Raw genomic sequence first — 23,499 nt, forward strand, 5'->3', positions numbered from 1 at the left:
GTAATGATGGCTGAAGAAACCCCGGTGGCCACGGTCACCACCGCCGAGGACCTTCAAGTGCAACTTGTTTTGGCCCGCCAAGAGGGCCAAAAAGTGGGTTTTGTGCCCACCATGGGAGGTTTGCACGCTGGGCACAGTTCGTTGATGAGAGCCTCTGTAGCGGCCTGTGACTTCACCGTAGTTTCGATCTACGTCAACCCGTTGCAGTTTGCCCCGAGTGAAGATCTCGCTACTTACCCAAGAGACTTTGCGGCAGATTCGGTTTTGTGCGCCACTCAAGGAGTTGATCTAATTTTTTGTCCCTCGGTTGAGGAAATGCAAAAAGCGCTCCTCGACACGTCGGCTCCGGCAAGTGAGATGGCTGGGCTTTGGGAAGGAGTAACCCGTCCCGACCATTTTGCAGGGGTCACTACCGTGGTGGCCGCTCTTTTTTCTTTGGTGGGCTCCTGCCAAGCATTTTTTGGAGAAAAAGATTTTCAACAACTGGCCGTGGTGCATCAATTAGTGCAAGATCTCAACCTCCCGGTGTCGGTAGTGGGCTGCCCCACCTGGCGAGAAATAGATGGGTTGGCGCTCTCCAGCCGCAACGTTTACCTCACGGCGGCCCAACGAGCACAAGCCCCGGTTCTTTATCAAGCGTTAAAAGTGGGGGCTGATTTAATAACCAGCGGCGCAACGAAACGGCTCAAAGTAGAAGCGGCCATGACCGAGATCTTGAAAACCGCTGATGCGTTGGTTGTTGATTACTGTGCAGTGGTGGACCCACAGTCATTGCAGCCCGTCGAGGCCTTTAAAACAGATACTCGTTTGTTGGTGGCCGGGCGTTTTGGGGCAACCCGGCTGTTGGATAATCGTGCTGTTCAAGAAGGGGAGCGTTATGGCTCCTGTTGAGCAACCACTTGATTTATTGGTGATAGGAAGCGGAGTAGCGGGCCTCTCGGCGGCAATATTGGCCGCCGATCTAGGTTTAGCCGTCGGGGTGGTAACCAAAGGGCAATTAGAACAAACCACCACCCGTTGGGCGCAAGGAGGGGTAGCAGCCGTTTTGAGTGGCGACCCTGACTCCACCGACCTCCACCTGGCAGACACCCTGGCCGCCGGGGTCGGGCTATGTGACGAAAAAGCAGTCAGGATTTTAGTTGACGAAGGGCCCGGTCGGGTACTGGACCTCATCGCCCGAGGCGCAGTGTTCGACCGTGACGAAACAGGAAAACTTCTACTGGCCCAAGAGGGCGGGCACTCCACGGCCCGGGTGGTTCACGCGGGAGGAGCCGCCACCGGAGTAGAGATTGAACGAGCGCTGGTAGCGGCCGTCAAAGCCACCGCTACCGAATTACGCGAAAACCATTTCGTTACCGACTTGATTGTGGAAGACGGCCGGTGCGTGGGAGTACAAGTTCTTGACCAGCACGGAGAAAACCACCAGGTGAGGGCTCCTCAAGTTTTGTTAGCGGCCGGCGGGGCAGGGCAACTGTTCGCCGTCACCACCAACCCTTTGGAAGCCACCGGCGACGGGGTCGCTATGGCCCTTCGAGCAGGGGTGGCGGTGGCCGACGTAGAGTTTGTGCAGTTCCACCCCACGGCGCTTCACCACGACCGCATGCCGCGACCCTTGCTTTCTGAAGCACTGCGGGGCCACGGAGCACTGTTGCGAGACCGTGACGGAGAGTCGTTCGTCGACGAATTGGCGCCCCGAGATGTGGTGTCTCGGGCCATGACCCAGCGCATGTTTGACCAAGAAGTAGAACACCTCTGGCTAGACGCCACCGGGCTGGCCTCTTTTTCAACCCGTTTCCCGACCATTGCGGACGATCTCGAAAAACTCGGTTTAGACCCGGCAAAAGATTGGTTACCGGTGGCCCCGGCCGCGCATTACCTGTGTGGCGGGGTGTTAACCGATTTGCAAGGAGCCTCAAGCCTGCCCGGTCTTTGGGCGGCAGGCGAGGTGGCTTGCGTGGGGGTACACGGGGCAAACCGCTTGGCCTCAAACTCGCTACTGGACGGGATGGTTTATGGAGCCCGGGTCGTGGAGGCCGTGGCTGCCGGAAAAGGCGGCCCGGAAGCTACGGGCCCACTGGCCGCTCTTCTGACGCCCGAAGAGACGACTCGCCCCGGGGTAAAAAAATTGTCGGTGTGTTTTCCGGCCATGACGGGAAGCGACGACCCGCAAGGTCTACGAAAAGAACTACAACAAACCATGACCCGCTATGCCGGGGTAGTTCGTAACGAGAACTCACTGACCGAAGCAGTTTCCCGCATTAACGCTTTGGCTGTCCGTTGCCCCAAAGCCACCGACAGCCCGGCGGCCGCAGAAACAACAAACCTCATCACCTTGGCCACGGCTCTGGTGGCGGCCGCTTTGGCCCGCCAAGAATCACGAGGTGCCCACACCAGGCAAGATTTTTTGGCCACTGACCCCGCATTTACCCTCCGTTTAGTGGTCAACGCATGACCGGGTTGAAGGCCCGTGTTGGCAGCGGTGGCCGAGGGCGGCAGGCTTAGGGCATGGTTTTGTACTTGCACCCCCCACAGATCGAAGTAGAGGCCTCGGTGCGTCGCGCCCTGCAAGAAGATCTCACTCCCTTAGGCGACCTCACGGCTGCCTTAGTGCCCGCCGAAGCAAAAGCCCGCGGCGTCCTGGCGGCCCGCCAAGATGGAGTACTGGCCGGAACCGCTTGCGCCACCGAAGCGTTCCGTCAAATTGACGCCACCATTGCGGTGACCTGGGAAGTTGCCGAAGGTGACAAAATAGAAGTCGGCCAAGTGTTGGCTCGCCTCGAAGGCCCGCTGGCTACCGTGCTTACCGCCGAACGGACCGCACTGAACTATCTCAGTCACCTCTCAGGTATCGCCACCGTGGTGGCCCGCTGGGTAGCCGAAGCGGCAGGCGGCGCCGTGGTGTGGGACACCCGTAAAACCACCCCAGGGTTACGGGCACTAGAAAAAGCCGCAGTGCGAGCCGGCGGGGGAGCCAACCACCGAGCCAACCTCAGCGACTGGGTGATGCTTAAAGACAACCACCTCACCGGGACCGATATTTCGTCAGCGGTGGCCCAAGCCAAACAAAAATGGCCCGGACGGACGGTGCACGTGGAATGCGATTCTCCAGAACAGGCGCAAGAGGCGACGGCGGCCGGGGCCGACGCTTTGCTCCTAGACAACATGACTCCAGCGGTGGTGAAAGAATGTGTGGCCGCCGCTCAAGCCTTTGAACAACAGCACGGAAGGCGCCCACTTCTTGAAGCCTCCGGGGGAATCACCTTTGATGTTCTGGCCAACTACGCCGCCACCGGAGTGGACTGTATTTCCAGCGGGGCTTTAACCAACAGCGCCCCGGCTTTAGATATTGGGCTAGATCTTTAAAGTGGCCCGGAAGAAGCGTTCTGTCCGTCTAACCTCTTGGTATCCAACTGCTTAGTATCCAACCGCTTAGGCGGCCCCATTTTTCGACACGGCAAGGAGAACGTTGATGCTTTTGACCATTGACGTCGGCAACACCCAAACGGTCATCGGCCTCTACCAAGACGACGATGCTTCGGGCAACGGTGCCGGGGCGGGTTTGCTCGACCACTGGCGTATCGCCACCGATGCAGACCGCACCGCTGACGAACATGCAGTAATTATCCGCAACCTTTTAGAGGCATCGGACTTCGCCTTCGATGTAGATCACGTCGCCATGTGCGCCGGGGTGCCCCGAGTGTTGGCCAGTTTGCGCCAAATGATAGAACGCCACGGAAATCAAGAACCAGTGGTTATCGAACCCGGAGTACGCACCGGGATGCCCATCCTTTACGACAACCCTCGAGAAGTAGGAGCCGACCGTATTGCCAATGCGGTGGCCGCCTTCGACTTGTACGGCGGCCCACTGGTGGTGGTGGACTTCGGCACCGGCAACAACTTTGACGTGATTTCTGCCAAAGGTGAGTTCATGGGCGGCGCTATTGCCCCCGGTATTGAAATCAGTCTGGACGCCTTGTTCGGCAAGGCCGCTGCTCTGGGAGCTATTGAGTTGGTAGAGCCTCGAAACGTGATTGGGAAAAGCACCAAAGAGTCGCTGCAGTCGGGTGCCATTTACGGTTTCGCCGCACAAATAGATGGCATGGTGGAGCGCTTTCGGGCCGAACTTGACACCTGCACGGTGGTAGCTACCGGCGGCTTGGCTCATTTGATCGCTCCGGTGGCCCGCACTATTGAACACGTAGAACCATTTTTGACCCTGCATGGGCTGCGTCTCGTGTATCAACGCAACCAGGAGCTGAGTTGATGAGCGAACAAGCCATTCCGCACCGTTTTGACCCCACCGACCATGCGGGGGATTTACAAAAAACTTACGCCGAGTTGGCCGATGGAGAAAGCACCGGAGTAGAGGTCACGGTGGCCGGGCGGCTCATGCTTAAACGCGATCAAGGGCGCTTAGTTTTTGGCACCCTGCAAGACGCCACGGGACGCATTCAACTTTTCGCTCAAGAAAAAACCACTCCAGAGTTTCCTGACTTCAGTGCGCTGCATTTAGGTGACTGGGTGGGGGTGACCGGTGAGGTCATTAAAACCCGACGGGGAGAACTTTCGGTAAGGGTGGCCCAATGGGTGCGCCTCGCAGAGGCCCGTCGATCGTTCCCCGACAAGTGGCATGGCATTTCAGATACCGACACCCGTTACCGCCAACGCTACGTAGACCTGTGGGTGACCGAAGAGGCCCGCCAGACTTTTTTATTGCGCAGCAAAGTGATGTCGCTGACTCGCCGCTGGCTAGAAGAAAAAGATTTCTTAGAAGTAGAAACCCCAGTATTTCACCCCATCCCCGGGGGTGCGTTAGCGCGACCTTTTACCACTCATCACAACGCGTTAGATCTGGACCTTTACTTGCGCATCGCCCCCGAGCTTTACCTAAAGCGCCTGGTGGTGGGCGGCTTTGAACGAGTTTTTGAGATCGCTCGGGTTTTTCGCAACGAAGGACTCTCTACCCGACACAACCCTGAGTTCACCATGTTGGAGCTCTACCAGGCGTACGCCGACTACACCGACATCATGGTGCTGGTCGAAGAGTTGGTAGCCCACTTGGCCCAAGAAATTTTAGGAACCACCAGCCTCACCTACGACGGGCAAGAGCTTGACCTCTCTGTTCCCTGGCGACGAGCCACCATGCGAGAACTACTTTTAGAACATGCCGGCCTTGATGTTGATTTAGCTACCCCACGTGAAGAGTTGGTGGCTATGTGCGAGCAGCATGAGGTGCCAGTAAAAGATCATTACGGATCGGGCAAACTAATTTTGGAACTCTACGAAAAAACCACCGAGGCCAAGTTATGGGGCCCTATTTTTGTTACCGACTACCCGCAAGAAGTATCACCGCTGTCCCGAGACCACCGAGACCAACCCGGTTGGGTAGAACGCTTTGAAGGCATCGTGGCTGGGCGAGAACTCTGCAACGCTTTTAGCGAGTTAGTGGACCCCGAGGAACAACGCAACCGCTTCTCGGCCCAAGAATCAGAAAAAGCAGCCGGCGACGCCGAAGCCATGGTGGTCGACGAAGACTATTTGCGAGCTTTGGACTACGGCCTGCCTCCCACCGGTGGGTTAGGTATCGGCATGGACCGTTTGGTCATGTTGCTGGCCGACACTACCGCTATTCGCGACGTGATTCTTTTTCCTACGTTGCGGCCCGAACAGGGTCTCGCTGACTAAAAATGGGTGCCGGCCACGTCGTTGGCGCGATCAAGCAAGAGGTCACAGGTCATCTGCAACGTAGCGAGCGCCGGGGTGGGCGAGAGGTCGTTGAGCGCCGAACGGGCCCGGTTGGTGTAGTCCACTGCGGTAGCCATCGCTGAGCCCATGGCTTCATCTTGACGGACCAAGTCTCGGGCTTGGTCGCGAGCGGCTGCGTCAAGAGGACCACCCAAGAGGTGGCGGAGTTGTTGGCCCGCAGGCCCAGTCAGCGCACGGATAACCGGCAAAGTGTAAACCCCTTCAACAAGGTCGTTGCCTGCTGGTTTACCCAGTTGCTCATCGGTGGCCACCACGTCAAGTACGTCATCGATTACTTGGAAGGCCATCCCGTAGAAATGTCCAAAGGAGGTCACGGCCTCAATCAAGTGGCGGGGATGATCGGCCACGAGGGCTCCTACACGGCCCGCAGCAGCCAACAGCACCGCGGTTTTGCCGGAAATTGATTGAAAGTAGGCCTCTTCGCTGCGGTCAACATCGAAGGTGTGTTGCAGCTCACGGACTTGGCCTTCACAAAGCGAGGCAATGGTGTCAGCGAGCAACCCGGCGACCTCGGTGCCTAAATCGGCGGCGATCCCCGAAGCGCGAGCCAACAAAAAGTCGCCCGATAAAATGGCTTCTCGGTTTCCCCATTTGGCGTTGACGCTCTGCACATTGCGGCGCGTTTCAGCACCATCCATAACATCGTCGTGGTAAAGCGAACCTTGATGCACGAGCTCAATGGCTACCCCACCACGAATAACGTCGTGGTCGGCGGGCCCCGGGTCGCTGCTGGGCAAAAGTGAAGTAGTGATGGCTAAGGCAGGGCGCACCCGTTTGCCCCCGGCGCTTATGAGATGCAAAGCCACCTCCGTCAAAAAGGCATCCGGTGATTGCACCGACCGGCGAAGCTCATCGTTTACGCGCTCAATGTCTCCGGCCATGCCGGGAAGCGCCAAGAGAGGTGAAGGAGAGGCCACGGGGTGAGGATACGCCCACATCTGGCCGCGAAAAACCATTATTTAGTTCAGAGCAGAAAAAATCTGAGAAAGGCTGCCCGTGGGTCGTCACAGTAGAGCGGTACACTTAGGAACTACAAGATTCAGAGGAGAACCGGTTGTTCGAACGTTTTACTGACAGGGCCCGCAGGGTGGTGGTGTTAGCGCAAGAAGAGGCGCGCACCCTTAACCACAATTACATCGGAACCGAGCATATTTTGCTTGGTTTGATACATGAAGGCGAAGGGGTAGCAGCGCGTTCGCTGGACTCTCTTGGTGTGTCCCTTGAAGCAGTACGCGAACAGGTTGAAGAGATCATTGGCCAAGGCGGCCAAGCGCCCAGCGGCCACATCCCGTTTACTCCGCGAGCAAAAAAAGTTTTAGAACTTTCGTTGCGTGAAGCCCTTCAATTGGGCCACAACTACATCGGCACCGAACATATTTTGTTGGGCCTTATTCGCGAAGGCGAAGGGGTAGCCGCTCAGGTACTCAGCAAACTCGGCGCTGACCTTTCTCGGGTGCGCCAACAAGTTATTCAACTTTTGTCAGGATATTCCGGCAGCGGGAGCGGCCCGGGTTCCGATGCGCAAGAAAAAAGTGGCGCAACTTCTGGTGGCAGTGGCGGCGATGCTTCGTCAGGATCGGTCATCCTGGATCAATTCGGCCGCAACATGACGCAGCTGGCTCGCGACAATAAACTTGACCCGGTCATTGGCCGATCGCGTGAATCTGAGCGGATCATGCAAGTGCTTTCTCGACGTACAAAAAATAACCCAGTGCTGATTGGTGAACCAGGGGTCGGCAAGACAGCAATCGTGGAGGGCTTGGCGCAACTCATCGCTAACGATGAGGTCCCTGAAACCATTCACAACAAACAGCTCTACACCCTTGATTTAGGCGCCCTGGTAGCCGGAAGCCGCTACCGCGGAGACTTCGAAGAGCGGTTGAAGAAAGTATTGAAAGAAATCACCACCCGCGGCGACATCATTTTGTTCATCGACGAAATCCATACTTTGGTGGGCGCCGGTGCGGCTGAAGGAGCCATCGACGCAGCGTCCATTTTGAAGCCCATGTTGGCACGCGGAGAATTGCAAACCATCGGGGCCACCACTCTAGATGAATACCGTAAACATTTTGAAAAAGACGCCGCTCTGGAACGTCGTTTTCAACCGGTCAAGGTAGATGAACCTTCGGTGGCTCACACCATCGAAATTCTTAAAGGCCTGCGGGAACGTTACGAAAGCCATCATCGGGTAACCATTACCGATCAAGCGTTGGTGGCGGCCGCCAACTTGGCTGATCGCTATATTTCTGACCGCTTTTTGCCCGATAAGGCCATTGACCTTATTGATGAAGCAGGCTCACGTATGCGCATTAAGCGCATGCGTACCCCAGAAGACTTACGAGAACTTGAAAGCTCCCTCGCTGAGGTTACGCAGAAAAAGAAATCAGCGGTCGAAGCGCAAGACTTTGAAGAAGCAGGCCAACTCCGTGACCGCGAAAAAGAACTCCAAGCAGAAAAAGAAGAACGAGAAGGAGAAATTCGTGAAACCGGCGTCGACTTATTTGACGAGGTAGACGAAGAATCTATTGCAGAAGTTCTTTCCGTATGGACTGGCATACCGGTGTACAAGTTGACCGAAGAAGAGACACAGAAACTTCTTCGCATGGAAGACGAACTACATAAACGAGTCATCGGTCAAGAAGATGCCATTAAGGCAGTTAGCCAAGCGATCCGCCGCACTCGAGCGGGGTTAAAAGATCCGAAACGGCCTTCTGGTTCGTTTATTTTCTTAGGCCCTTCCGGGGTAGGCAAAACTGAGTTGTCTAAAGCATTGGCAGAGTTTTTGTTCGGCGATGAAACGGCCCTTATTGCGCTCGACATGTCGGAATACATGGAAAAACACACGGTAAGCCGTTTGGTTGGTTCCCCTCCGGGTTACGTGGGTTACGACGAAGGCGGCCAGTTGACCGAAGCGGTGCGCCGCCGCCCCTTCTCGGTGGTGTTGTTCGACGAGGTAGAAAAAGCTCACCCCGATGTGTTCAACACGCTGTTGCAGATCCTCGAAGAAGGCCGACTTACCGATGCGCAAGGAAGGTCGGTGGACTTCCGCAACACGGTACTCATCATGACCTCTAACTTGGGTACGGCCGACTTGCGCAAAGCCAACTTGGGCTTTACCAAAAATGATGAAGCGGTGAGCTACGAACGAATGAAAGCCAAAGTGCAAGATGCTTTGAAAGATCACTTCCGGCCAGAGTTCTTAAACCGTATTGACGACACCATTGTTTTCCATGAACTCAGCGTTGAAGAAGTCACCCGCATTGTGGACCTCATGGTCAAGCGTTTAGCCAAGCAATTGGCGGGCCAGGGCATGGGCCTTGAACTCACCGACGCCGCTAAAGCGCACTTGGCTGTCCAAGGCTATGACCCCTCAATGGGAGCCCGCCCCTTGCGGCGTGCTCTGCAACGATTGGTCGAGGACCCGCTCTCGGAGCGCCTTTTGCATAAAGAGTTCAGGGCCGGAGAAATAGTGATCGTCGATGTCGAAGATGACGAAGAAAACGCCGGTAAACAAAAAATCGCCTTCCGTACCATCGAAGGCTTCGAGCCCCCAACGGTCGAGATGGCAGTTGAGGGAGCGGAATAACCCCTCGGTGGATGTTCTGCCGAGGCAACCCCTCGTTGGTGATCTAGCGTTACTCATTATGCGACGCCTTCTTCCTCTCTGGATTTTTGGGGCCTTGCTGGGTTTAACGGCATGCCAAGTGGACACCACGGTGACCATCAACGTGACCCCCGATGGTTCGGGCGTCGTTGAGGTAGCGGTGGCCCTTGATGAAGAAGCGCTTCAAGTCGTAGGGAATCTTGAAGACCAGTTGCGGTTGAGCGATTTAACCGACGCCGGGTGGACCATAGAGGGACCCGAACAAGCAGCAACAGGCGGGACGACCCGACTGTACGCCAGTAAACCCTTTGCTGTGCCTGAGCGGCTTCCTGCGGTGCTGCGTGATATTGCCGGTCCGGGAGTATTTACCGACGTGACCTTGACCAGAGAGCGCTCGTTTGCGCGCACCTCTTGGGCACTAACCGGGTCGGTGGACCTCACCACAGGGCTGGCTTTGTTTAGCGATGCTGAACTTGATGCCACGCTGTCGGGGCTTACCCTGGGGCACACCGAAGAAGAAATCCGTGAGTTAACGGGCTGTGCAGAAGAAAATTGTTCTGCCGAAGATGCCTTTGCTTTTGACCTTCAGGTGGTTCTACCAGAAACCGGGGCCACCAACGGGTTAATGCAAGATGGGGTGGCCCACTGGGAATTAGGTTTAGGCGAAGAACTCGCTGAGCCGTTTACTTTGTCTTGGACACTTGAAGACCGAACACCGCGTATGTGGCGAACCGTGGCGGCGATAGCGGCCGCGCTTTTTGTGTTGGTGGTGGTTTTGCAAATCGTGCGACTGGTGATGGGCCGCCAAGCGGGTCCGACACTTCCTAGACCTTCGGTACCCACCCGTCGAGCAAAAAAAGGCACGCCACTTCCCGTGGCGGAACCACAGGAATCTGGGGAGCGCACCCTAGAGCTTTTGGTGCTGGGCGGAGTTGGGGTCATTTGGGACGTGGGTACCGACCCTGAAGGTTTGTTAGTGCCTTTCGTGCGCCAACGTGGCGGGATCGCCAACCCTCAAGAAATCGCTGAGCGCTATCGGGCGGCAAGTTTAGGACACGTTTCTGCTAACGATTTTTGGTCCTCGGTGGGGATCACCGGGATAGAAGCCGACTTGGATGCGGAATATCTTTCGCAGGTAGGAATTCGCTCGGATGTCGTACCTTTCTTGGACCGTATGAAAGAGCGCAACCTTCAGGTGGCTTGTTTGACCAATGCGGTTTTGCCGTGGTCGGTGCAGCTAAAGAACCGTTTCGGGCTCGATGACTTGATTCAACATTGGGTGGTCAGCGGCGAAGTAGGGGCGCGTAAACCTAGCCAAGCAATGTTCGAAGCATTACGCCGCATGACCGGTGTTTCGTTTCACAATATGTTGTTGATTGATTCTGATTCAGCCACGCTAGAAGCAGCGCGCGGCATGGGGTTATCTACGGTTTTGTTACGCGGCACGGCACTTATTCCTGAAGGTTTCCCTCACCCGGTAATAGATGGGTTCGCCGAGTTGTTCAAGCCCAGCACTCCCGCCCCGCCCCCAGAGCCGACTCCTATTGAAGCCGATGTGCTCCCTGATGAGCCGCCAGAAGAGTCGGCCGATTCTTAGCTCCTTTGGGACTGTCACAGGTCACGCCTAAGGTCTCCCTATGGCTTCATCTACATCACTTGGTTCGGCTCGCCCTCGGCGGGTATATGTATGTTCATCGTGTGGGCACTCCTACCCCAAGTGGACAGGAAATTGCGCACAGTGTCGCGAGTGGAACACCCTTGAAGAAACGGTGGTAGCGGGAGGTAACGCTTCCGTCCAGGTGGTGGTCTCCCGAGGAAAAGCAGTACCGCTAACCGAGGTAGAGCGGGTCACCGCTACCGCCCAAACTACCGGGGTGGCAGAACTCGACCGAGCACTGTCAGGTGGTTTAGTGCCCGGGTCGGTCACCTTGTTGGGTGGCGAGCCAGGTATCGGCAAATCTACGTTGACCATGCAACTGGCCGCCTCGTGGGCCAGCCAAGGGCGCCGAGTGTTGTTGGTGAGCGCAGAAGAATCAGCGGCTCAAGTAGGGCAAAGGGCAGAACGTCTCAACGCTTTACATGACGACCTTTGGCTCGCTACCGATGCGGCGGTAGAAGCGGTAGTAGAGCAACTCGACGAACTGGCTCCCGAGTTGCTGATCGTGGACTCTATCCAGACGGTGCATATCGAAGGAGCGGGGGCCACCCCGGGCACACCCGGGCAAGTACGCGCTTGTGCCCACCGGTTGGTGGCTGAAGCCAAAACAAGAAACATGGCCACTATTTTGGTGGGGCACTTGGTGAAAGACGGGTCGCTAGCCGGGCCCAAAGTCCTCGAACACGTTGTAGATACGGTGGTGGAGCTTTCTGGCGATCGCCACCATGCCTTACGACTGTTGCGGGTGGCCAAAAATCGTTTTGGTCCCACCGACGCTTTGGGGGTGTTCGAAATGAGCATGGAGGGTTTGAGTTCCGTAAAAGACCCCAGCCGACTCTTTTTGGTTGATCGGGCCACCGAATCACCGGGGTCGGTGGTTTTCCCTGCTTTAGAGGGCCACCGCCCGCTGCTCGTTGAGTTGCAAGCCTTGGTGGTACCTTCAACCACCCCGCATCCGCGACGCTCCTCACAGGGGATCGACGCTCGTCGGTTGGCGTTGTTGTTGGCTGTGTTAGAGCGGTGGGCCGGGCTGCCTTTAGGTTCGGTAGATGTTTTTGTGGGAGCGGTAGGCGGAGTAGCGGTCACCGAGCCCGGGGCCGATCTGCCGTTGGCTTTGGCGGTGGCTTCTGCGGCCACCGGCCGGCCGCTTAACCCGGACACGGTGGCTTGTGGCGAGGTCGGCCTGGGCGGAGAAATTCGTCAAGTAAGCCGTAGTGAGCAACGTTTAGGAGAAGCCCACCGGTTGGGGTTTCGTACCGCAGTGATTCCTCTGTCGGCCCCCGAACCGCCGGAAGGCATGCGGGCGATTCGGGTAGCCACGGTGGCCGAAGCAGTAAAAGTCGCTCTACAAGCAGACCGCTCTTTCCCCGAAGAGATTTCTCGGCAATAATGGCTTTATGAAAATTGAACTTCCCTCGGGGACTCTCGCTGAACTTGCCCATCCAAAGACGGGCCCCGCTAAGCGAGGTGTGGTGTTAATCCCCGACATCATGGGCATGCGCCCGTTGTTTGTTGACTTGGTGGCTGACTTGGCACAAAAATACCAGTGGTCGGTTTGTGCTTTTGAGCTGTACCCCGGCCAGGAACACCTTGAGGTGGCTGACCGTTTGACGGCCGGAAACCTGCTTACCGACCAAAGGGTATTAGGTGATGCCGTGGCGGCGGCCGAGGCCACCGGCGTCGAACCAGTAGGTATTCTCGGCTTCTGCATGGGCGGAATGTATGCCCTCAAGGCAGTGGCTACCGGACGTTTTGATCGCCATTGCCCGTTCTACGGGATGATCCAAGTTCCTGAACAATGGAAAAACAACGACTCTCTTGAACCATTGGCGGCGTTAAATCAAGGTGACGCCGCCTCGGTGTTGGCCATTGTGGGGTCGCTTGATTCGTGGACACCCGAAGATGAAGTAAAATTGTTGGCCGCTACCGGTGCCCAGGTAGTGCGCTACCCCGAAGCAGATCACGGGTTTGTTCACGATGCTTCGCGGCCTGCCCATCGACCCGATGATGCCGCCGATGCATGGCAACGGGTAGCGCAATGGATGGAAATAAGCGACTAAAACCGAGTGGCTAGTGAGAGCGAATGACCAGTTGTTCGCGGTTAGTAATGCGGTAGGTGCGGTCAATCTGTTCAATCCACCCCAAACGAATAAACGAGGCAATGGCTTTGTTGACCCGTTCGCGTGAGGCCCCTACCATGCCCGCTAATTCTTCTTGAGTAATGGGGAGAGAAAACTCATCACTTTGGCCAGCTAATTCCAACAAGCGTTTTGCGGTACGACCGGTGACATCTAAAAACACAGAATCCGCTAAGGCTTCGTCCATGTTGCGTAGTCGCCCGGCCAGCATGTCAACCACTCGCCACAAAAGGCGGGGATCATTTTCGTAGAGGGCCCGCACCGGGGCGTAAGGAATGCAGGTCACGATAGAGGTCTCAAGGGCCCGAGCTTCCGCAGACCGTCCATGGCCATCGAAGAGGCCCATTTCTCCGAAAAGGTCACCCGATTCCATTAATGCCACCATTGATTCCCGTCCATCAATGGACTTATTGGCAATGGCAATGCGCCCAGAATGAACAATGTAGAGCTCGTCGGGTTTGTCATTTTCGCGAAAAATCACGTCGCCGCGAAGCAGCTCGCGGTCAACTGACTGGTCAACAATCGGTGCGAGCGCGGACGGGTCAAGTCCAGCGAACAGCAAAGTCTCTTGGAAAAAGGTGGTGTCTGGCATATTCAACGACCATGCTAGTTGATATGAGTGGTAGCCATGCCGGATACGGCCCTTTGTCTTCGTTGAATGTTTGGACCGTGGTGGTATCTGCGGGCCACGGGGAGCGCTTTGGTGCCGACAAGTCGGTGGCCTCTTTGGGCGGAAAAACGGTACTTGAGCATTCGGTGGCCGCCGCCCAGACCGTGGGAACGGTGGTGGTGGTGACGGCCGCTGATCGTTGCCAGGCAGTGGAACACCTGCTTGAGGGTTTTGAAAAAGTAGCAGCGGTGGTGGCCGGGGGAGCAACACGATCGGCTTCAGTACGGGCTGGGCTGGCTGCTGTGCCGACTAGCGCAGAGATTTTGTTAGTCCACGATGGGGCCCGCCCGCTGGCTTCACCCGCTCTTTTTGCTGCGGTAGTTGAAGCAGTGCGTCAAGGAGCAGATGCGGTGGTCCCGGGTCTCACGGCCACTGATTCGCTGCGTTGGCGGCAAGGCGGAGCGCTGGATCGCCAGCAAGTGGTCATAGTGCAAACTCCTCAAGGTTTTTCTGCTCAAGCGTTGCGCCAGGCGCATAAAGAACAGGGGGAAACGACCGACGATGCCTCGCTGGTGGAAGCTCATGGGGGCCAAGTAGAGGTAGTGGCCGGGGAAACTGGCAATATAAAGGTCACCCATGTGGAAGATTTAGCCATACTCAACCACCATCTGAAATTAAGGAACACCGATGCCTGAAATAAGAGTAGGTCAAGGCTTTGATGTGCATCCTTTTAGCAAAGACGCAGAGCGGGTCATGATTTTGGGGGGCGTACGTTTTGATGGTCCGGGTTTGGCGGGCCACAGCGATGCCGACGTTATTGCTCATGCTTGCATTGATGCATTACTCGGGGCGGCGGGTTTGGGCGATATTGGGGAGCGCTACCCAGACACCGAAGTAAAATGGGCCGGAGCGGACAGCATGGCTTTGCTTAGCGACACCGTGGAGGCGGTAAACGCTGCGCAGTGGAAAGTGGCTAACGTGGACTGCACAGTGATTCTAGAAACCCCCCACTTGGCCCCCCACCGAGCAGAAATGCAAAAAAAATTAACTGCGGCAATTGGCGCACCGGTAACGGTGAAAGGTCGTCGCGCCGAAGGCCTGGGGGCCTTAGGCCGCCAAGAAGGCGTGGCCTGTTTTGCCGTAACACTATTGGAGCGAACATGAGTCGAACATCAGGTGGCAATCAACGCAAGGGAAAGCCGTCTCGCGGCAGACCGGCGGAACGCACCGGTAAAGGTGGGCGGGGCGGCCCGGCGCGCCGCAATAGCAACGCCAAAGGTCGCGGCTCAAGCCAGCGGGGAGCCACCCCAGTGCGCCGCCGTAGCGAGGGTGCGGTTAAGGGGCTCGGTGGCGACCAAGTAGAAGGTCGCCAAGCAGTGCGCGAGTTGCTCTTAGCGGGGCACCGCCGTACTCGTGAAGTAGTGCTGGCCGGCGATCTGGACCCAGCAGCAATCTTGGACGACATTATTGATCTGGCCGATGAAGCACGGGTGACTATCCGAGAGGTGCCGCGGGGCAAGTTTGAGTCCATGGCCAAAACTGAGGCCCCTCAAGGGGTGCTCGCTTTGGCTGCCCCGTTGCAGGACTATGAACTCGAAGACCTCTTGATCCCGGGCCCTAAAGGCGAGTTGCCTTTTTTATTGATGCTCGACGGGGTCACCGACCCAGGAAACTTAGGAGCCATCTTGCGTTCTGCAGAATGCGCCGGAGTCACCGGGGTCATTTTGCCTAAGCATCGTGCGGCACGCATTACTGCTACCGCCGCCAAGTCGGCCGCCGGATCTATTGAACACTTGCGTCTTTGCACAGTGTCGGGGCTACCTAAAGCTTTGAGGCGACTTGCTGAAGTGGGAGTTTGGTCGGTGGGTTTGGATGCTGGTGGGCAAGCGGCTATCGGTGACGTCCGGGTCGAAGATGGTGGTGTGGCTTTGGTGATGGGAGCAGAAGGCACCGGGCTTTCTCGCCTGGTTTCTGAGCGCTGTGACACCTTGGCCTACATTCCCATGCAAGGGGTTTTGGCCTCCATGAACGTGTCGGCCGCTGCGGCAGTAGCGCTCTTTGATGTAGCGGGGCGCCGAACGTTGATTGGAAAAAGCGAGCCCGAGGTCGGATTCGAACCGACGACCTGACGCTTACAAGGCGCCTGCTCTGGCCAACTGAGCTACTCGGGCGGGCGGTGTTTGTGGCAAAAGCTACGAGACACAATCCCAGTAACTCTAAGGTTAGCGAGGCGACCCACCTGGCCGGTCATGAAAAGCCTGACAGTTTTACGCATCGCAGTATTTATAAGGGAAGCGACGCGAGCCACAGGTTGAGTAGCGAATCTAAATGTTAAGCGAACGCTGCTCAACGGTGCTGGTCATGCCATACTCTGGCTCACGGCAAGAACCCAATGGCTGCATTTTGGAAAATGAGGGACCCGATGCTCAACTTGTTCGACGACTACCCGATTCATCAGACGCCCGAACCGTTGGCCTACCCGGGAACTTCTGACCCGAACTTTTATGACCGATCGTGGTTCAATGGGTACAATCAAGATGCTTCCTGCTATTTCAGTTTCGGCATGGCGGTGTACCCCCACCGAGGGATCATTGATGGTGCCTTTAGCGTGGTAGAGGCCGGTGGCCGCCAGCATTGCTTCTACGGGTCGGGTCGAGCCCCTCAAGAACGCACCAACACGAGCGTTGGGCCGTTGCGGCTTGAAATTATCGAACCCTTACGTCGGGCTCGAATCATTCTTGACGAAAACGACTCCGGCCTAGCTTGTGATTTAACTTTTTCGGCACGGACTTCGGCCATTGAAGAGGCACGACAAACGATCTGGACCGGGACGCGGCGGTTTATGGATGCCACTCGGTTTGATCAGTTTGGGCGCTGGACCGGAACGGTAAGCCACCCCGACGGTGAGTTCAAAGTTAATGAAGAGTCCTGGCTGGGCACCAAGGATCGCTCTTGGGGTGTTCGACGGGTAGGTGAGCGGGTTCCCCTTGGTGCTCCCGGCCCAAGCCCAAGTTTGTTTTTTCTGTGGGCTCCGCTTATTTGGGAAGATCACATCACCCATGCAATATTTTTTGATGGACCCGAAGGTGAAGCCTTGGTTCGTGAGGGGTTGGTTTCCCCGCTCTATGCCTCAGAGGCAGACATACCCGACGAACTCGATTTAACCGCTACTCGCATGGCCACGGCGGTACATCGAGTGGACTACCACCCCGAGACCCGGTTGGCCGCACGGGCCGCCCTCGACTTGATTGACCTTTATGGTCAGGTACGCACTATTGAACTTGAACCACAACTTAGATTCCAGATGAAGGGTCTCGGCTACGGGCATCAGGAGTGGGGGCAGGGAGTATGGAAAGGTGAGTTGGCGTTAGGTGGAGAAAGCTTTGACCCAGCAGGCCTCGACCTTTTGGCCCCAGATAACGTGCACGTCCAGCAAGTGGTGGTGGCCTCTGATGGCCAGCACCAGGGCATAGGTGTCTTAGAGCAACTCGTGTTTGGGCCTTATGGGCCGGCCGGATTTCGCAGTTTGCTAGATGGCGCCCGATGAGAAGGTCAAGACCATAAACCCGGACCATGTGAGTAAAAGTTGGTTAACCGACCGCCTTCAGGCCTGTGGAGCGGCTGCTGAGTCGGCGACGGTCACCGGGTTTACCACTCAGCCCATCGGTGCGGGAAAAATGGGAGACACTTTTCGCTATCAACTCACTTGGGGCGGGCCACCGGGGCCGGCCACCGTGGTAGGAAAGTTTGCCTCCGCCGACGAAGAGAGTCGTGCTGCGGCTCTCCTCACCGGTATTTATCAGCGTGAAGTTAATTTTTTTAGTGAGTTAGCGAGTCATGTAGACATTCGGATTCCTAACTGTCATTACTCCGAGATAGATGCCAAAACTGGTGAGTTTGTCGTGTTAATGGCAGATCTTGCGCCGGCCACCGTGGGAGACCAGATCACTGGCTGTTCACCAGATGAAGCAAACGCTGCCTTGAAAGAGTTGGTCGGGCTTCACGGGGTAGAAATTCCCGGTTTGGCTTCCCGGGATTGGTTGGGTTCCAAATGCCCAGAGGCTGCTGAAAATATGGGGCTGGTGTACGCAACCCTCCTCCCAACTTTTCTTGAGCGGTACGCAGATCGACTGCCCGCTGAAACGATTCGCGTCGCAGAACGGTTCGAGGGGTGTGCCAAGAAATGGCTGACTCTGTCCTCTGCCCCCTACCGGCTTCTTCATGGCGATTACCGCCTGGACAACCTAATGTTTGGCCCTGAGGGGGTCACTGCGGTGGATTGGCAGACCGTCTGCTACGGGCCTCCGGTAGCAGACGTTTCTTATTTTTGTGGTGCGGGGCTTTTAACCGAAGACCGTCGGGTCCACGAAGAGGATCTGGTGCGTTCCTACCATGAGCAACTTGAACACCGCTCCGGTGGATTGATCTCGTGGGACCGTTGCTGGGCAGATTACCGACTGCATGCGGTCGCTGGTTTACATATGGCGGTGGTGGCCGCGGCGCTAGTAACTGAAGATGAACGCGGGATCGCTTTGTTTAGCGCTATGGCAGAACGTCACGCGGCCCATGTCGTTGACTTGGAGACGCTTGATCTTCTTGAATCCTGCAGTTAGAGAGCGCTTTGGGTGGACGCATAATCTGTGGCCGGTGCGGGTTGACCGGTGGCCAACAAAGCCTTATTTCTTCTTTGAAAACTGAAGAAAACATGACCTCAAGAGAGCTAAGAGAGGGGGTGCTTGAATCGCGGTCTTTGAGCGGGCAGACTCACATGGTGGAACTTACTGAACGTGACCGAGCGATATTAGATTTTGAACGATCCTGGTGGACTAACGATGCCCCCAAAGATCAACAGGTACAGGAGCGGTTTGAACTTTCCTTAACCCGCTACTACCAGTTGTTGGTTGAATTGTTAGACATGCCCGAGGCTGCGCTTTACGATCCGCTGGTGGTTCGTCGTTTGCAGCGGCAACGAGATCGGCGCCGCCAAGCCCGGCGTGAGTCAATGATTGATGAAACGGTGACCCCCACCGGGTCTACAGGAGATGAAACATGAGCAACGGTCGCCGAAGTAAAGGTGGGGGTTTAGGTCCCAGCAATGCGGCAGCTGCCCCGCGTGGGGTGCTGCTTATTGTGGTTGCCGTAGCACTAGGTGTGCTGCTGCTATGGAAAGGTCTCGGTGCTTCAGAGTTTGCCGTGGCCCCAACGCCGGAAGAAACAGCAACCACCACCACGGAGGGTGTCACCACCGACACGACGGATGGCCCCGAGGCACCGACCGAGACGGGCATTGATGGCGAGCCGCTGGACACCACCACCACTACTATTTTTCCGGTGGCCACCCTTCCGCCGAACGAGGTAACGGTGTTGGTGGCTAACGGGGCACGGATTTCTCGAGCGGCCACCAGCGTCACTGACCGCATTACGCCCGCCGGGTACACCCTTTTGGCACCGGCTAATGCTGACGTCACGACACAAACCACCATTTTTTACCGCAGTGGCTTTTTGAATGAGGCCAAAGGTTTGATGGACTTCTTGGAATTAGACGACCCCAACTTGCTGGTAAGCATGCCGGCACGCGGTTTGGCGGTGCCCGAGGGTTCGGTTGAACGAGTGGGTCAAGCGGACATCGTGGTTATTTTGGGCAGCGACGGCTTGATTATCTCTGAGTAGGAGAAGAGGGTGCGGGTAGTTGCCGCTCCAGACAAGTTTAGATCTTCGGCTTCGGCTCAAGAAGTTGCGGCGGCCATTGGTCGAGCGGTGGTTTCTTGGGGAGGCGATGTTGATTTAGCGCCGATGGCCGATGGGGGCGAAGGAACGCTCGAAGCCTTGGGGGGTGCAAACCGCACCATGGTGGTGCAGGGGCCATTAGGCGAACCGGTAGAGGCCGGGTGGCGCCTTAGCGGAGAAACCGCAGTGATCGAAATGGCCCAAGCGTCGGGCCTTTTGTTGGCCGGGGGAGCGGAAGGCAACGAACCCCTTGACGCTTCGACCGCAGGAACCGGACAACTTATTTTGCAAGCGGTTGAACAGGGAGCAAAAAAGATAATTGTGGCGGTGGGTGGATCGGCCACCACCGATGGCGGGCTTGGTGCCTTAGAAGCGATGGGCTCGCTGGTTCGTTACCGTGGGGTGGAGTTGTTGGTTGCTTGTGATGTGCGCACCCGTTTCGTGGATGCCGCATCGGTGTTTGGCCCGCAAAAGGGCGCTTCGTTGGCTCAGATTTCTTTGTTGAGCCGCCGCCTGAATCGTTTAGCGCAGGTCTACCAGGAGCGGTTTGGCTTCGATGTCTTGGCGCTTGATCGGGCCGGAGCGGCGGGCGGTTTAGCCGGTGCCTTGGCGGCGGTCGGCGGGCAACTGGTAGATGGCGCTGACCTGGTAGCGGATGAACTTTTGTTGGATGAGCTGCTGGTAGGGGCAGATTTACTGGTCACCGGCGAGGGTTGTTTAGATGAGTCTTCGTTTGAGGGGAAGGTGGTGGGCGGGGTAGCGGCCTATGCCGCTGCGGTAGGGGTAGGGCTTTTGGTGGTGGCTGGCCGCATTGACGAGAAGGTGGTGGGCCGAGTGCCCGCGGTTTCTTTGGTAAACGAGTTTGGGGAGGAAACAGCAATGGCGAAAACCGGGGAATGTGTAGAAGCGGTGGTGGGTTCCTACTTAAGAGAGCACTTTTAGCCCACTGGTTGCGTTAATCCCGACTACTTAGGTAGGCTTTTGAGGTTCTTGCGTTTATTCACCAGTCAGGAAGATCTCTCATGCCAGTTACCGTTCGAGTCCCCACCACCTTGCGCCCCCTAACCGGTGGCTCTCCCGACGTATCGGTAGAAGCCACGACCGTTGGGGAAGCCATGACGGCGCTGGAATCAGCCCACCCTGGATTCCGTGAACGCATTTTTGACGACCAAGGCGTACTACGCCGCTTTGTTAATGTTTTTGTGAGCGACGAAGACATTCGTTTTCTTGAAGGTCTTGACACCTCGGTACCCGAGGGTGCCACGGTGGCCATCATCCCCGCAGTCGCTGGCGGCTGATTTTCTTACCGCAGCGACGAGTAAATGCTAAATCTCGGGTTGTGATTTAAGGCCCACGCTGATTGGATTAGCACTCGGACACTTCGAGTGCCAAACATGTAAACATCGGTAACTCACCGGTGAACGCCCAAGAAAGGCAACCAATCTCATGGCGAAAATTATTAGTTTTAACGAAGAAGCACGACGCTCCTTAGAACGAGGAATGAACCAACTGGCGGACGCCGTTCGGGTAACCCTTGGCCCCAAAGGCCGCAACGTAGTGTTGGACAAAAAGTGGGGCGCCCCCACCATCACCAACGACGGTGTTTCCATTGCTAAAGAGATCGAGCTCGAAGACCCCTTTGAACGCATCGGTGCTGAATTAGTAAAAGAAGTGGCCAAAAAAACCGACGATGTGGCCGGCGATGGCACCACCACCGCCACCGTATTGGCCTCCGCCATGGTTACAGAAGGCCTCCGCAACGTAGCTGCCGGCGCCAACCCCATGGCCATCAAAAAAGGCATGGAAGCTGCGGTGGCAGCCAGCGTTGAATACATTTTGGACAACGCAATGGACGTCTCCAGCAATAAAGAACAAATTGCTAACGTGGCCGCTATTTCCTCAGCCGACCAAGAAATCGGAGTAATGATCTCCGAAGCCATCGAAAAAGTCGGCAAAGACGGCGTCATTACCGTTGAAGAAGGCCAAACCTTCGGTATGGAAATGGACCTCGTAGAAGGTATGCGCTTCGACAAGGGCTACACCTCTCCTTACTTCGTTACCGACCCTGACCGCATGGAAGCGGTGCTCGACGACCCTTACCTTTTGTTGGTAAGCGGAAAAATTTCAGCCATCCGTGACTTGGTTCCAGTGTTGGAAAAAGTTATGCAAACCTCACGCCCCATGGTCATCATCTCGGAAGACGTAGAAGGTGAAGCACTCTCCACCCTGGTGGTTAACAAAATTAGAGGAACCTTCACCTCGGTGGCCATTAAGGCCCCCGGCTTTGGAGATCGCCGTAAAGCCATGTTGCAAGACATCGCCATCTTGACCGGCGGGCAAGTTATTGCCGAAGAGGTAGGCCTCAAGATCGAAAACGTAACCCTAGAAATGTTGGGTCAAGCCCGCAAAGTAGTGGTCACCAAAGATGAAACATTGGTGGTCGAAGGGAGCGGCGAAGATGCTGAAATCTCGGGCCGCATTGCGCAAATCAAAGCCGAAATTGAAAGCACTGACTCTGACTACGACCAAGAAAAATTGCAAGAACGTTTAGCAAAACTCTCCGGAGGCGTAGCGGTCTTAAAAGTTGGCGCAGCAACCGAAGTTGAGCTTAAAGAAAAGAAACACCGCATTGAAGATGCGGTAAGCACCACCAAAGCGGCTATTGAAGAAGGTGTAGTAGCAGGGGGTGGCGTCACTTTGCTGCGGGCCCAAGCAGTAGCTGAAGCAGTGGGAGAAAGCCTCAACCATGATGAAGCAACCGGCGCCCGTATTGTGGCGAAAGCGCTAGAAGCACCCCTCAACCAGATCGCCGTAAACGCTGGCCTCGAAGGCGGCGTGGTCGTCGACAAAGTACGCAACCTTGAAGGAAGCAACGGGTTAAACGCGGCAAGTGGCGAGTACGAAGACCTTCTGGCTGTCGGTATTATCGATGCTGCCAAAGTAACTCGTTCAGCGTTACAAAACGCCGGCTCCATCGCCGCACTGTTCTTAACCACTGAAGCAGCAATCGTTGATGCTCCAGCAGAAGACGGTGCCGGTGGCGGTATGCCCGACATGGGCTTCTAGCCCACAAGTACGTTTTGGCCGGGGCGCCTTCGGGCGCCTCGACTGCGTTTAGGCCATTTTTTCTTCTAAAAGGTTGACTAATGAAGAAGAATGCGAAAGGTTTAACAACATGAGCCGAGGGCGAACCCAGCGAGTGCTAACTCGCCGCATTGATGCGGAAGGTAGTCGACGCATGCCCGACCAACTCATCGTAGAAGAGCCCATGTCGATCCGCCTCGACGGGACACTGGTCGCCACCACCATGCGCACCCCAGGCGAAGATTTTGAACTCGCGGTCGGCTTTTGTGTAACCGAAGGGCTCTTAGGGGAAGCCGAAGTACGGACCGTGCGTTACTGCGGCCAAGGTTCCGCTATGCAATCAGAATTCAACGATGTCACGGTAGAAACCGGTGGCCAGGCTCCGCCCCCAACCCCACGTTTGGGGCCAGCATCGTCATCTTGTGGCCTCTGCGGAACGGTAGCGATCGATACGCTGGCCGAACGCCTCTCGGTGCTCAACACCCAACCCTTTGACCCCGAGCAACTCATGGCGGTAGCTGCCGAAGTAGGGAGCGATCAAGCGCTGTTCGCCGCCACCGGGACCGTCCATGCGGCCATGGCTTTTGACCGAACCGGCCAAGCGTTGATAATGCGTGAAGACATCGGCCGCCATAATGCGGTTGACAAAATTGTGGGCCGGCTTTACCTCGATGGCCAACTGCCGGCCACCGACTTAGGGCTCTGGGTAAGCAGCAGGGCATCATTTGAAATGGTGCAAAAAGCATGGGCCGCGGGCTTTGCCTGTCTGATGGCAGTGAGCGGACCTTCCGCGCTGGCTGTCGAAACGGCGCAACGCTCAGGTCTGCAGCTGGCTGGGTTCGCTCGTGAGGGCCGGATAAACATTTACACCGATTGAGAGCGGCGTTCACGTCGGAGCAGAATGCTCCCTACA

22 protein-coding genes and 1 tRNA gene are annotated in these 23,499 nt (G+C 56.5%); 20 read left to right on the forward strand and 3 right to left on the reverse strand.

What is annotated here, in order from left to right; translation table 11 throughout:
- The first annotated feature begins 3 nt into the window (after positions 1–3).
- The 5 genes from EYQ49_07215 (at position 4) to lysS (ending at position 5,685) form a co-directional block, all read left to right on the forward strand.
- Positions 4–891 (forward strand): pantoate--beta-alanine ligase, encoded by an 888-nt coding sequence (locus tag EYQ49_07215; protein ID HIG25660.1) that lies wholly within the window; start codon positions 4–6, stop codon positions 889–891.
- Complete coding sequence (nadB, locus tag EYQ49_07220; GenBank protein ID HIG25661.1) at positions 878–2,452, forward strand: L-aspartate oxidase; 1,575 nt, start codon at positions 878–880, stop codon at positions 2,450–2,452. Before EYQ49_07215 ends, nadB begins: the two co-directional genes overlap by 14 nt.
- Before the next feature lie 53 nt (positions 2,453–2,505).
- Positions 2,506–3,363: a carboxylating nicotinate-nucleotide diphosphorylase gene (gene nadC, locus EYQ49_07225; protein HIG25662.1), complete on the forward strand. Its 858-nt coding sequence runs from the start codon at positions 2,506–2,508 to the stop codon at positions 3,361–3,363.
- Positions 3,364–3,469: 106 nt separating this feature from the next.
- A complete protein-coding gene (locus EYQ49_07230; protein ID HIG25663.1) occupies positions 3,470–4,264 on the forward strand; it encodes a type III pantothenate kinase in 795 nt (264 codons plus the stop codon).
- On the forward strand, positions 4,264–5,685 hold the full coding sequence (gene lysS, locus EYQ49_07235; GenBank protein ID HIG25664.1) for a lysine--tRNA ligase: 1,422 nt from the start codon (positions 4,264–4,266) through the stop codon (positions 5,683–5,685). The genes EYQ49_07230 and lysS overlap by 1 nt, the downstream gene beginning before the upstream one ends.
- On the opposite strand, the gene EYQ49_07240 is transcribed toward lysS, so the two are convergent.
- Complete coding sequence (locus EYQ49_07240; GenBank protein HIG25665.1) at positions 5,682–6,722, reverse strand: polyprenyl synthetase family protein; 1,041 nt, start codon at positions 6,720–6,722, stop codon at positions 5,682–5,684. The two genes, lysS and EYQ49_07240, sit on opposite strands and share 4 nt — an antisense overlap.
- 98 nt (positions 6,723–6,820) lie before the next feature.
- Between EYQ49_07240 and EYQ49_07245 the strand changes: the two genes are divergently transcribed.
- The 4 genes from EYQ49_07245 to EYQ49_07260 are packed head-to-tail and all read left to right on the forward strand — an operon-like array spanning position 6,821 to position 13,087.
- Positions 6,821–9,352, forward strand: coding sequence for an ATP-dependent Clp protease ATP-binding subunit (locus EYQ49_07245; protein HIG25666.1), 2,532 nt, complete (start codon positions 6,821–6,823; stop codon positions 9,350–9,352).
- Positions 9,246–10,967, forward strand: a complete 1,722-nt coding sequence (locus EYQ49_07250) for a hypothetical protein (GenBank protein HIG25667.1) — start codon at positions 9,246–9,248, stop codon at positions 10,965–10,967. Before EYQ49_07245 ends, EYQ49_07250 begins: the two co-directional genes overlap by 107 nt.
- Positions 10,968–11,007: 40 nt before the next feature.
- Positions 11,008–12,417 carry a DNA repair protein RadA gene (radA, locus tag EYQ49_07255; protein ID HIG25668.1) on the forward strand — a complete coding sequence of 470 codons (1,410 nt, stop codon included), beginning with the start codon at positions 11,008–11,010 and terminating at the stop codon, positions 12,415–12,417.
- A gap of 7 nt (positions 12,418–12,424) precedes the next feature.
- Positions 12,425–13,087, forward strand: a complete 663-nt coding sequence (locus tag EYQ49_07260) for a hypothetical protein (protein HIG25669.1) — start codon at positions 12,425–12,427, stop codon at positions 13,085–13,087.
- Between the two features lie 10 nt (positions 13,088–13,097).
- Here EYQ49_07260 and EYQ49_07265 read toward each other — a convergent pair whose 3' ends face one another.
- Positions 13,098–13,757, reverse strand: coding sequence for a Crp/Fnr family transcriptional regulator (locus EYQ49_07265; GenBank protein HIG25670.1), 660 nt, complete (start codon positions 13,755–13,757; stop codon positions 13,098–13,100).
- Positions 13,758–13,780: 23 nt separating this feature from the next.
- On the opposite strand from EYQ49_07265, the gene EYQ49_07270 reads away from it, so the two are divergent.
- Genes EYQ49_07270 through rlmB form a run of 3 tightly spaced genes read left to right on the forward strand, consistent with a single transcriptional unit; the run spans position 13,781 to position 15,904 of the window.
- Positions 13,781–14,470, forward strand: a complete 690-nt coding sequence (locus EYQ49_07270) for a 2-C-methyl-D-erythritol 4-phosphate cytidylyltransferase (GenBank protein ID HIG25671.1) — start codon at positions 13,781–13,783, stop codon at positions 14,468–14,470.
- The gene (ispF, locus tag EYQ49_07275) at positions 14,463–14,939 is read left to right on the forward strand and encodes a 2-C-methyl-D-erythritol 2,4-cyclodiphosphate synthase (protein ID HIG25672.1); all 477 of its coding nucleotides are present in this window, start codon (positions 14,463–14,465) and stop codon (positions 14,937–14,939) included. The genes EYQ49_07270 and ispF overlap by 8 nt, the downstream gene beginning before the upstream one ends.
- Positions 14,936–15,904 carry a 23S rRNA (guanosine(2251)-2'-O)-methyltransferase RlmB gene (gene rlmB, locus EYQ49_07280; protein HIG25673.1) on the forward strand — a complete coding sequence of 323 codons (969 nt, stop codon included), beginning with the start codon at positions 14,936–14,938 and terminating at the stop codon, positions 15,902–15,904. Before ispF ends, rlmB begins: the two co-directional genes overlap by 4 nt.
- Here the strand turns inward: rlmB and EYQ49_07285 are convergent.
- Positions 15,873–15,946, reverse strand: a tRNA-Thr gene (locus EYQ49_07285). The genes rlmB and EYQ49_07285 overlap by 32 nt on opposite strands.
- Before the next feature lie 239 nt (positions 15,947–16,185).
- Between EYQ49_07285 and EYQ49_07290 the strand changes: the two genes are divergently transcribed.
- The 8 genes from EYQ49_07290 (at position 16,186) to fdhD (ending at position 23,463) form a co-directional block, all read left to right on the forward strand.
- Positions 16,186–17,322, forward strand: a complete 1,137-nt coding sequence (locus EYQ49_07290) for a hypothetical protein (GenBank protein HIG25674.1) — start codon at positions 16,186–16,188, stop codon at positions 17,320–17,322.
- Positions 17,309–18,388, forward strand: coding sequence for a DUF1679 domain-containing protein (locus EYQ49_07295; protein ID HIG25675.1), 1,080 nt, complete (start codon positions 17,309–17,311; stop codon positions 18,386–18,388). Before EYQ49_07290 ends, EYQ49_07295 begins: the two co-directional genes overlap by 14 nt.
- A 155-nt stretch (positions 18,389–18,543) precedes the next feature.
- Entirely contained in the window at positions 18,544–18,828 is a 285-nt protein-coding gene (locus EYQ49_07300; GenBank protein ID HIG25676.1) for a DUF3263 domain-containing protein, read from the forward strand.
- Positions 18,825–19,445: a LytR family transcriptional regulator gene (locus EYQ49_07305; GenBank protein ID HIG25677.1), complete on the forward strand. Its 621-nt coding sequence runs from the start codon at positions 18,825–18,827 to the stop codon at positions 19,443–19,445. The genes EYQ49_07300 and EYQ49_07305 overlap by 4 nt, the downstream gene beginning before the upstream one ends.
- Before the next feature lie 9 nt (positions 19,446–19,454).
- A complete protein-coding gene (locus EYQ49_07310; protein HIG25678.1) occupies positions 19,455–20,444 on the forward strand; it encodes a glycerate kinase in 990 nt (329 codons plus the stop codon).
- Positions 20,445–20,524: 80 nt separating this feature from the next.
- Positions 20,525–20,800, forward strand: coding sequence for a MoaD/ThiS family protein (locus tag EYQ49_07315; protein ID HIG25679.1), 276 nt, complete (start codon positions 20,525–20,527; stop codon positions 20,798–20,800).
- Positions 20,801–20,948: 148 nt separating this feature from the next.
- On the forward strand, positions 20,949–22,568 hold the full coding sequence (groL, locus tag EYQ49_07320; GenBank protein HIG25680.1) for a chaperonin GroEL: 1,620 nt from the start codon (positions 20,949–20,951) through the stop codon (positions 22,566–22,568).
- Positions 22,569–22,677: 109 nt separating this feature from the next.
- Positions 22,678–23,463 (forward strand): formate dehydrogenase accessory sulfurtransferase FdhD, encoded by a 786-nt coding sequence (gene fdhD / locus EYQ49_07325; GenBank protein HIG25681.1) that lies wholly within the window; start codon positions 22,678–22,680, stop codon positions 23,461–23,463.
- Positions 23,464–23,499 lie beyond the last annotated feature (36 nt).

The sequence above is a fragment of the Acidimicrobiia bacterium genome (assembly GCA_012959995.1).
Classification (GTDB): Bacteria; Actinomycetota; Acidimicrobiia; order Acidimicrobiales; family MedAcidi-G1; genus MedAcidi-G2B.

Coding starts and splice junctions, on each gene's coding strand:
- EYQ49_07215 (HIG25660.1), top strand. CDS start 4: ATGATGGCTGAAGAAACCCCGGTGGCCACGGTCACCACCGCCGAGGAC.
- nadB (HIG25661.1), top strand. CDS start 878: ATGGCTCCTGTTGAGCAACCACTTGATTTATTGGTGATAGGAAGCGGA.
- nadC (HIG25662.1), top strand. CDS start 2,506: ATGGTTTTGTACTTGCACCCCCCACAGATCGAAGTAGAGGCCTCGGTG.
- EYQ49_07230 (HIG25663.1), top strand. CDS start 3,470: ATGCTTTTGACCATTGACGTCGGCAACACCCAAACGGTCATCGGCCTC.
- lysS (HIG25664.1), top strand. CDS start 4,264: ATGAGCGAACAAGCCATTCCGCACCGTTTTGACCCCACCGACCATGCG.
- EYQ49_07240 (HIG25665.1), bottom strand. CDS start 6,722: ATGGTTTTTCGCGGCCAGATGTGGGCGTATCCTCACCCCGTGGCCTCT.
- EYQ49_07250 (HIG25667.1), top strand. CDS start 9,246: ATGTCGAAGATGACGAAGAAAACGCCGGTAAACAAAAAATCGCCTTCC.
- radA (HIG25668.1), top strand. CDS start 11,008: ATGGCTTCATCTACATCACTTGGTTCGGCTCGCCCTCGGCGGGTATAT.
- EYQ49_07260 (HIG25669.1), top strand. CDS start 12,425: ATGAAAATTGAACTTCCCTCGGGGACTCTCGCTGAACTTGCCCATCCA.
- EYQ49_07265 (HIG25670.1), bottom strand. CDS start 13,757: ATGCCAGACACCACCTTTTTCCAAGAGACTTTGCTGTTCGCTGGACTT.
- EYQ49_07270 (HIG25671.1), top strand. CDS start 13,781: ATGAGTGGTAGCCATGCCGGATACGGCCCTTTGTCTTCGTTGAATGTT.
- ispF (HIG25672.1), top strand. CDS start 14,463: ATGCCTGAAATAAGAGTAGGTCAAGGCTTTGATGTGCATCCTTTTAGC.
- rlmB (HIG25673.1), top strand. CDS start 14,936: ATGAGTCGAACATCAGGTGGCAATCAACGCAAGGGAAAGCCGTCTCGC.
- EYQ49_07290 (HIG25674.1), top strand. CDS start 16,186: ATGAGGGACCCGATGCTCAACTTGTTCGACGACTACCCGATTCATCAG.
- EYQ49_07295 (HIG25675.1), top strand. CDS start 17,309: ATGGCGCCCGATGAGAAGGTCAAGACCATAAACCCGGACCATGTGAGT.
- EYQ49_07300 (HIG25676.1), top strand. CDS start 18,544: ATGGTGGAACTTACTGAACGTGACCGAGCGATATTAGATTTTGAACGA.
- EYQ49_07305 (HIG25677.1), top strand. CDS start 18,825: ATGAGCAACGGTCGCCGAAGTAAAGGTGGGGGTTTAGGTCCCAGCAAT.
- EYQ49_07315 (HIG25679.1), top strand. CDS start 20,525: ATGCCAGTTACCGTTCGAGTCCCCACCACCTTGCGCCCCCTAACCGGT.
- groL (HIG25680.1), top strand. CDS start 20,949: ATGGCGAAAATTATTAGTTTTAACGAAGAAGCACGACGCTCCTTAGAA.
- fdhD (HIG25681.1), top strand. CDS start 22,678: ATGAGCCGAGGGCGAACCCAGCGAGTGCTAACTCGCCGCATTGATGCG.